Here is an 8,035-nt window from a genome sequence, read left to right as displayed (position 1 = left end):
ATTTCCGGATTTTCAAAATTTAACCCCATTCCCCCCAAAACCCCTGTGGGAAAAAACCGAACCATTTTAATAAAATCAATAATATCAATGGTTTGATTAATATCCGAAAGTTATCGACAGGGGTGAGGTGTTCCGCACCCTATGCTCATTGCGACTTTGTAAGGCACAAGCACGCCGCTTGAGATCAAGGCATCGGCACTTGAAAAGCCCGTCGACGGCGCGGATGACGCGGTGAAGGTCCCGTTCAATCGAATGAGGCGCCCTTGCCGCGCAGTTTCTTGACCGAACCGCGTTTTTTCTTGGAGTCCAGCCGCCGCCTTTTCGACGCAAGGGTCGGACGGGTGGCCTTGCGCGGTTTCGGTTTTTCAAGCGCGCGCTGCAAGAGCGCCAACAAGCGGGTGAGCGCATCCTCACGGTTGCGCTCCCGCGTCCGAAACCGGTCGGCCTGCAGCACGATTTCACCGCTATGGGTCAACCGGCTTCCAGCCAGCAACGCGGCGCGCTCCTTTATGTCTTCAGGAAGCGGCGCAGCCGAGAGAGCAAACCGCAATTGAACAGCAGTCGAGACTTTGTTGACATTCTGCCCGCCGGGCCCGGATGCGCGAATAAAGTCCTCGTGGAGGTCATCGGCCTGAATATAGAGCCCGCGGCCGATCAGGATCCGGCCATCCTGCTTAAACTGTTCAAGCACTGTCATACGGTTTCCTGATCCGGATCATCGAGACCCAGCCCCTTTAAGACCAGACGGCAAACTGTTGCGGTTGCCTCGTCGCGGAACTCTTCGTCTTCAAGCCCGGAACCGGAAATTGCGTTGATCTGACTGGCAAAGTCGGCATAGTGCTGGGTCATGGCCCAGATCGTGAAAATGAGATGGATCGGGCTGATTGCTTCAATCCTGCCGTCATCGATCCACGACTGGATCACTTCGGCCTTGTCGTCGACCAAGTGCTTGAGGTCTCCGCTCAACACCGGCATTATCCGCGGCGCGCCCTGCATGACCTCATTTGCGAACAGGCGTGAGGCGTCAGGCAATTCCGCAGACAGCCTCATTTTCTGATGAATATAGCCGGCAAGTTCTTCTGCCGGGTGCCCGTCCCTGTCCAGCGTCCTCAATGGCGCCAGCCAGACATCGAGGATATGGGCGAGAACTGCATCATAGACTGCCGTCTTGGACGGAAAATAGTAAAGCATGTTCGATTTCGACATGCCCGCGGCCCTGGAGATCTTCTCGATCGTCGCACCCGAAAAACCGTAGCGCGAAAACTCGCCCAAAGCGGCCTCAATAATGAGTGCCCGGTTCTTTTCCTGAATCCGGCTGAGATTGACCGGTGTATCTGCCAATTCAAATGCACTCATGCGCCGGTCAGATCCTGTTTGTTTCGGCCATGTGCCATTGCCCAAGTTCGGCGCATTCTTACCCCCTCTTAATCCCACCTGCACGCGAGTTGCCGAAGGCAACCCGGCATGACGGTTGCTTCAAATCATAGAAAGGAAGCCGCAGCAGAATCAATGGCGGCCTGACTTTCCCGAGATATGCACCCTGTTTGGTCTGTCAGTGGCCAGAAATTCATCACACCACTTCAAATCTCAACTTGACCCGCTCCGCACGCCTTTCTAACCTCAATTTGACCGTTTGGTCAGATTTCTTGTCCGCAAGGATTGAAATCGGCCTTGGGCACAAAAACAAGCCGGACAATCGGCAGGCCGGACCAAACGCACCGGCCATCCAGAGGCAACTGCGTCTTTCAGACAAAAGGGGCTGAACCGTACCCTTGAAAGATGCAACAGTGGGAACAGCGCGGGTGGTATTTTAAAGGCTGCGCGATTCGCCTGATCAGGAGGTCAGGCCTGAGATCGCCTGTAACGTACCTCCAGTGCAACAAGAACAATCAGGCCGGCTCCCGCCCGGGACGCCGCAAGGAGGACGCATGTCGACATCGGCATCAACCGCCCAGACAGGGACCAACAATCTCGACGCTTTCTGGATGCCATTCACGGCGAACCGGCAGTTTAAGCAGGCCCCGCGCATGTTTGTTGGCGCCAAGGACATGCATTATACAACCGCAGACGGACGGCAGGTTCTCGACGGCACCGCCGGACTGTGGTGTTGCAATGCAGGTCATTCCCGGCCGAGAATCGTCAAGGCGGTTCAGCAGCAGGTCGCAGACCTCGATTACGCTCCGGCGTTTCAGATGGGACACCCGAAAGCCTTCGAACTGGCAGCCCGGCTTGCAGCGCTCATGCCTGCGCCGCTGGATCACGTGTTCTTCACCAACTCGGGTTCCGAAAGTGTCGATACAGCGTTGAAAATCGCGCTTGCCTACCAGCGCGCCATCGGTCAGGGCAGCCGTACCCGCCTGATCGGCCGGGAACGGGGCTATCACGGTGTCGGGTTCGGCGGCATTTCCGTGGGCGGCATCGTCAACAACCGAAAGACATTCGGCACGCTTCTGACCGGCGTCGACCACATGCGCCACACCCATGACCCGAAGCGCAATGCGTTTTCGCGCGGCATGCCGGAAAGCGGTGCCGAATATGCCGAGGACCTGATCCGGATCATCCAGCTGCACGATCCCTCGACCATTGCCGCGGTGATTGTCGAACCCGTGGCCGGGTCCACCGGGGTCCTCATCCCGCCAAGGCATTATCTGGAACGCTTGCGCACGATCTGCCGCCAGCACGGCATCCTGCTGATCTTCGACGAGGTGATCACCGGCTTTGGCCGGTTGGGATCACCATTTGCGGTCGACTATTTCGGTGTCACGCCGGATCTCGTCACAACTGCCAAGGGCCTCACCAGCGGCGTAATCCCGATGGGGGCGGTCTACTGCAGCAAGGAGATCTACGAGGCCTTCATGACCGGGCCGGACCACATGATCGAGCTGTTTCACGGCTATACCTATTCCGCCCACCCTGTCGCGTGTGCCGCCGCATTGGCAACGCTCGACACCTATGAAGAAGAAGGCCTGCTCACCCGGGCGGGCGAGCTCGCGCAGCATTGGGAAGACGGATTGCACAGCCTGAAGGACTGTCCGAATGTCATCGACATCCGCAATCTGGGTCTGATTGGCGCAATCGAGCTGGAGCCGATCGCGGGAGAGCCGACCAAACGGGCGTTTTCGGCATTTCTGAAAGCCTACGAGGACGGCATCCTGATCCGCACGACAGGCGATATCATTGCGCTCTCACCGCCGCTGATCATCAGTGAAGCCCAGATTGACGAGCTGTTCGGCAAGCTGCGGTCGGTTCTGCACACGCTCGATTAGAGGCTCATAACCGGCCAATATCCTGTTGATGCAAAGGTATTTTCAAGGATACCGGCTTGATTGAACGGCGCGGCGGGTCACCGGTTTCACATCCCCGGGGTCCGCAAAGCGGAAAGACGAAAAGGAAACCACGTCATGGCAGCACCGGGTGAAAATCTGCGTATCAATCCGGACCGGCTTTGGGACAGCCTGATGGAGATGGCCAAGGTCGGCCCCGGAGTTGCCGGTGGCAACAACCGGCAAACGCTGACCGATGCGGATGCGCAAGGACGCAGACTGTTCCAGTCCTGGTGCGAAGAAGCCGGGATGACCATGGCTGTCGACACCATGGGCAACATGTTCATGACCCGTCCGGGCTCGGATCCGGACGCCCCTCCCGTCTATGTCGGCTCCCATCTCGACACACAGCCGACCGGGGGAAAGTATGACGGCGTGCTCGGTGTGCTCGGCGGTCTGGAAGTCGTGCGCTCCTTGAATGATCTCGGCATCAGGACAAAACACCCGATTGTCGTCACCAACTGGACCAACGAGGAGGGCACCCGCTTTGCACCGGCCATGCTCTCTTCCGGGGTCTTCGCAGGCGTGCATACACAAGAGGAAGCCTATGCCAAGGAAGATGCCGAGGGACTGACATTCGGCGGCGAGCTGAGCCGGATCGGCTGGGTTGGCGACGAGGAGGCCGGCGCGCGCAAGGACAGGATGCGGGCGTTTTTCGAACTGCACATCGAGCAGGGTCCGATTCTCGAGGCGGAAGGCAAGGACATCGGCATTGTCACCCATGGTCAGGGTCTGTCCTGGACGCAGGTCACCGTGACCGGCAAGGACGCCCACACCGGCTCAACCCCCATGCCCATGCGCAAGAATGCAGGCCTTGCCATGGCGCGCATTCTGGAACTGGTCGACGAAATCGCCTGGTCCCATGCACCCCACGCCGTGGGTGCGGCCGGGCATATCGACATCTCCCCGAATTCCCGCAATGTGATCCCCGGCAAGGCCGTGTTCACGGTCGACTTCCGCTCACCCGATGTTGCGGTGATCAGGGATATGGAGCACCGGCTCAAAACCGGCGCTCAAAAGATCTGCGAGGACATGGGCCTTGAGGCCGCGTTCGAAAAAGTCGGCGGTTTTGATCCGGTGACGTTCGACGCGGCTTGCGTGACCGCCATACGCAATGCGGCCGACAGGCTTGGCTATTCCCATCGCGACATCATTTCCGGTGCCGGCCATGACGCCTGCTGGATCAACCGCGTCGCCCCGACCGCCATGGTGATGTGCCCCTGTGTCGACGGGTTGTCCCATAACGAGGCGGAAGAGATCACCAGAGACTGGGCCAAGGCCGGTTGCGACGTGCTGTTCCATGCGGTGGTGGAGACGGCGGAGATTGTGGAATAGGCGGACCGGCGTGATGGTCTTTACAGCAGGAAAGCAGGAGCTGGTACCTTGGCCTCCGTTTCGGGCGGAGACGTCATGAACGCGCTTATGTTCGCAACACTCAAGGCCCTGCAGCATACGTTTGCAAGGCACCCTTGCGACTTATGCAAAACCCGCCGGGGGCTCATTGCTCAGGCTTGTTGCGGTTCACGCAAATCGGTCAGGTTTTGCTCCCTGTGATTATGGAACACGTCGAAAGACCGGGACTCACCGATCCCGGAGCGCGCTGACGCTTGTCGGGGATGACAATGAGACACAAAGCGCCGCTAGCAGTTTTTAAAAAGCTTTCCGGCGTCATCCCGGCCTTGAGCCGGGATCGGAGAGCCCGGATCTCAATCGCATCAGACTGACACGAGTACACACGCATCACATAATCAACAAACATACTTCAAAAGGGGACCAAGAATGGCAAGCAAAGTGATCAAGGGCGGAACGGTGGTCACCGCCGATCTCAGCTACGAGGCCGATGTCAAGATCGAGGGGGGCCGGATCGTCGAGATCGGCCCGAACCTCTCGGGCGACGAGACACTGGATGCGGCAGGCTGTTTTGTCATGCCCGGCGGCATCGATCCGCATACCCACCTGGAAATGCCCTTCATGGGCACCTACTCCTCCGACAATTTTGACAGTGGCACGCGGGCAGCGCTCGCAGGCGGCACCACCATGGTGGTCGACTTCGCCCTGCCCTCCCCGGACCAGTCCCTGCTCGAAGCGCTGCAGATGTGGGACAACAAGTCGACCATGGCCCATTGCGACTACTCGTTCCACATGGCGATCACCTGGTGGGGCGAGCAGGTGTTCAACGAAATGGAAACTGTGGTGCGCGAGCGCGGCATCAACACCTTCAAGCATTTCATGGCCTACAAGGGCGCGCTGATGGTGAATGACGACGAGATGTTCGCCTCGTTCCAGCGCTGTGCCGAACTGGGCGCGCTGCCGCTGGTTCACGCCGAAAACGGCGATGTAGTCGCAAGCCTGCAGCAAAAACTGTTGGCCGAAGGCAACAACGGCCCCGAAGCCCATGCCTATTCGCGCCCTCCGGAAGTGGAAGGCGAGGCCACAAACCGCGCGATCATGATCGCGGACATGGCCGGTGTGCCGGTCTATATCGTTCACACGTCTTCCGAACAGGCCCATGAAGCGATCCGCCGGGCGCGCCAGAACGGCATCCGGGCCTATGGCGAGCCGCTGATCCAGCACCTGACGCTGGACGACAGCGAATACAGCAACCCGGACTGGGATCATGCCGCAAGGCGGGTGATGTCGCCGCCATTCCGGGACAAGAAACATCAGGATTCGCTTTGGGCGGGTCTGGCCGCAGGATCCTTGCAGGTGGTGGCCACCGACCACTGCGCCTTCACCACCGATCAAAAACGCACCGGCATCGGCGATTTCACGCAAATCCCCAACGGCACAGGCGGCCTTGAAGACCGTCTTCCCATGCTCTGGACACAAGGCGTCAACACCGGCCGCCTGACGCCGAACGAATTCGTCGCCGTCACCTCGACCAACATTGCCAAGATCCTGAACATCTACCCGAAAAAGGGCGCGGTGCTGGTTGGCGCTGATGCGGATCTTGTGGTTTGGGACCCGGAGAAGCAAAAAACCATTTCCGCTGCCTCGCAAGAATCAGCCATTGATTACAACGTGTTCGAGGGCAAGACGGTCAAGGGCCTGCCGCGCTTCACCCTGACCCGGGGCCGTGTCGCGGTCGATGACGGCAAGGTCATCCCCCAGCAGGGTCATGGTGAATTCGTGAAGCGCGAGCCGTTCCAGGCCGTCAACAAGGCGCTCTCGACCTGGAAGGAGCTCACCGCCCCGCGCAAGGTGGAGCGGTCGGGCATACCGGCAAGCGGAGTTTGATATGGCGTCTGGAATTCAACATTGGCCGGCAGAGAAATTCAATGGTCTTTACCGTGAGCAATGCACGACCAGTCATGGCCGTGCGCTGGCGGAAATCATCGACCGGAATGAGCATGCAATGATACAGGCCTCACTCTTGGGGCACCCTGCTCTTTCTCCAATTCTGCCGCTGCTTTCCAAAGACTTGGAAAAGGAGCTCGAAAATGCCCCTCTCATGCAGGCATTCGGGCACATGGCAAAACTGGAAATGGAATTCCTTGGATTCACGGAGAGCGGCAAGAAAGAAACGCATTGGCCGTTTTCGGACAATCGCAAGACAAGCACGCTGGCAGTATTTTCACGCTAGAGTATTGGTATCATCCAGCTAAGTCTGACTGGCACTTAAAGGCCTGCAAGACCAGCTTCCGCTGCGGAGCGATTTCCGCAGCGGAAAAAAGACATGCAAAATGCCGGAGGACAGACAAACCGTGTTGAACCCACAAGAAATCGAGGACGGTCTGGAAGATCTAATGGCACACCCCGCTCCCGTGATCGACATCGACAAGCTCTCGCTAACCTTTCAGACCAATGACGGGCCGGTGCACGCGCTGTCCGGCATCGATCTGAAGATCGATCAGGGGGATTTTGTCTCCTTCATCGGGCCGAGCGGATGCGGCAAGACCACCTTGTTGCGCGTCGTTGCCGATCTGGAACGCCCGACAGCCGGGTCAATCACGGTCAACGGCGTGTCTCCGGAACAAGCCCGGCTCAACCGCGCCTATGGCTATGTGTTTCAGGCGGCCGCCCTTTATCCGTGGCGCAGCATTGCCCGCAACATTGCGCTGCCGCTTGAAATCATGGGGCTGACCAAAGCCGAACAGGCCCGGCGCATCACAAAGAACCTTGAACTGGTCAACCTGTCGGGCTTTGAAAAGAAATTTCCCTGGCAACTTTCCGGCGGCATGCAGCAGCGCGCTTCCATTGCCCGCGCGCTTGCGGTCGAACCGGACCTTTTGCTGATGGACGAACCATTCGGGGCACTGGATGAAATCGTCCGCGACCACCTCAACGAACAGCTTCTGGAGCTTTGGGCCAAGACCAGCAAGACGGTGGTCTTCGTCACCCACTCGATCCCCGAGGCCGTGTTCCTGTCGACCAAGATCGTGGTTCTGTGCCCGCGCCCGGGCCGGATCTACGACGTGATCGAAAGCGATCTTCCGCGCGAACGCTCATTGGACATTCGCGAAACCCCGGAATTCCTGACAATCGCGCACCGGGTCCGCGAGGGCCTGAAAGCAGGGCATTCCTATGACGATTAATGCAACCACCGCACGGCGTCACCCCGGACAAGCGACGCGCGATCCGGGATCGGAGAGCCCTCCAGATCTCGGAGGCTCTCCGATCCCGGCTCTTCACTGCGTTCCGGCCGGGATGAACATCAGCAACAACCGGGAAAGGACCACCGCATGACCGAAGCAGTCCTCCCATCCTCCCGC

7 protein-coding genes are annotated in these 8,035 nt (G+C 58.9%); 5 read left to right on the top strand and 2 right to left on the bottom strand.

Annotation, left to right across the window (positions count from 1 at the left end):
* Positions 1-244: 244 nt before the first annotated feature.
* Both arfB and E1297_RS13445 read right to left on the bottom strand, forming a co-directional pair.
* Positions 245-697, bottom strand: coding sequence for an alternative ribosome rescue aminoacyl-tRNA hydrolase ArfB (gene arfB, locus E1297_RS13450; protein ID WP_155138921.1), 453 nt, complete (start codon positions 695-697; stop codon positions 245-247).
* Positions 694-1,356, bottom strand: a complete 663-nt coding sequence (locus E1297_RS13445) for a TetR family transcriptional regulator C-terminal domain-containing protein (RefSeq protein ID WP_155138919.1) — start codon at positions 1,354-1,356, stop codon at positions 694-696. The genes arfB and E1297_RS13445 overlap by 4 nt, the downstream gene beginning before the upstream one ends.
* Before the next feature lie 572 nt (positions 1,357-1,928).
* On the opposite strand from E1297_RS13445, the gene E1297_RS13440 reads away from it, so the two are divergent.
* The 5 genes from E1297_RS13440 to E1297_RS13420 all read left to right on the top strand — a co-directional run bounded on the left by E1297_RS13440 (position 1,929) and on the right by E1297_RS13420 (position 7,858).
* A complete protein-coding gene (locus E1297_RS13440) occupies positions 1,929-3,266 on the top strand; it encodes an aspartate aminotransferase family protein (protein WP_155138916.1) in 1,338 nt (445 codons plus the stop codon).
* 135 nt (positions 3,267-3,401) lie between these two features.
* Entirely contained in the window at positions 3,402-4,658 is a 1,257-nt protein-coding gene (locus E1297_RS13435; protein WP_155138914.1) for a Zn-dependent hydrolase, read from the top strand.
* A gap of 444 nt (positions 4,659-5,102) precedes the next feature.
* Entirely contained in the window at positions 5,103-6,560 is a 1,458-nt protein-coding gene (gene hydA, locus E1297_RS13430) for a dihydropyrimidinase (RefSeq protein ID WP_155138912.1), read from the top strand.
* Between the two features lies 1 nt (position 6,561).
* A complete protein-coding gene (locus E1297_RS13425) occupies positions 6,562-6,906 on the top strand; it encodes a hypothetical protein (RefSeq protein WP_155138910.1) in 345 nt (114 codons plus the stop codon).
* Between the two features lie 163 nt (positions 6,907-7,069).
* Positions 7,070-7,858, top strand: a complete 789-nt coding sequence (locus E1297_RS13420; RefSeq protein WP_155138923.1) for an ABC transporter ATP-binding protein — start codon at positions 7,070-7,072, stop codon at positions 7,856-7,858.
* Positions 7,859-8,035 lie beyond the last annotated feature (177 nt).

The sequence above is a fragment of the Roseibium sp. RKSG952 genome, assembly GCF_009711355.1.
This window is presented reverse-complemented; position numbering and strand designations above follow the sequence as displayed.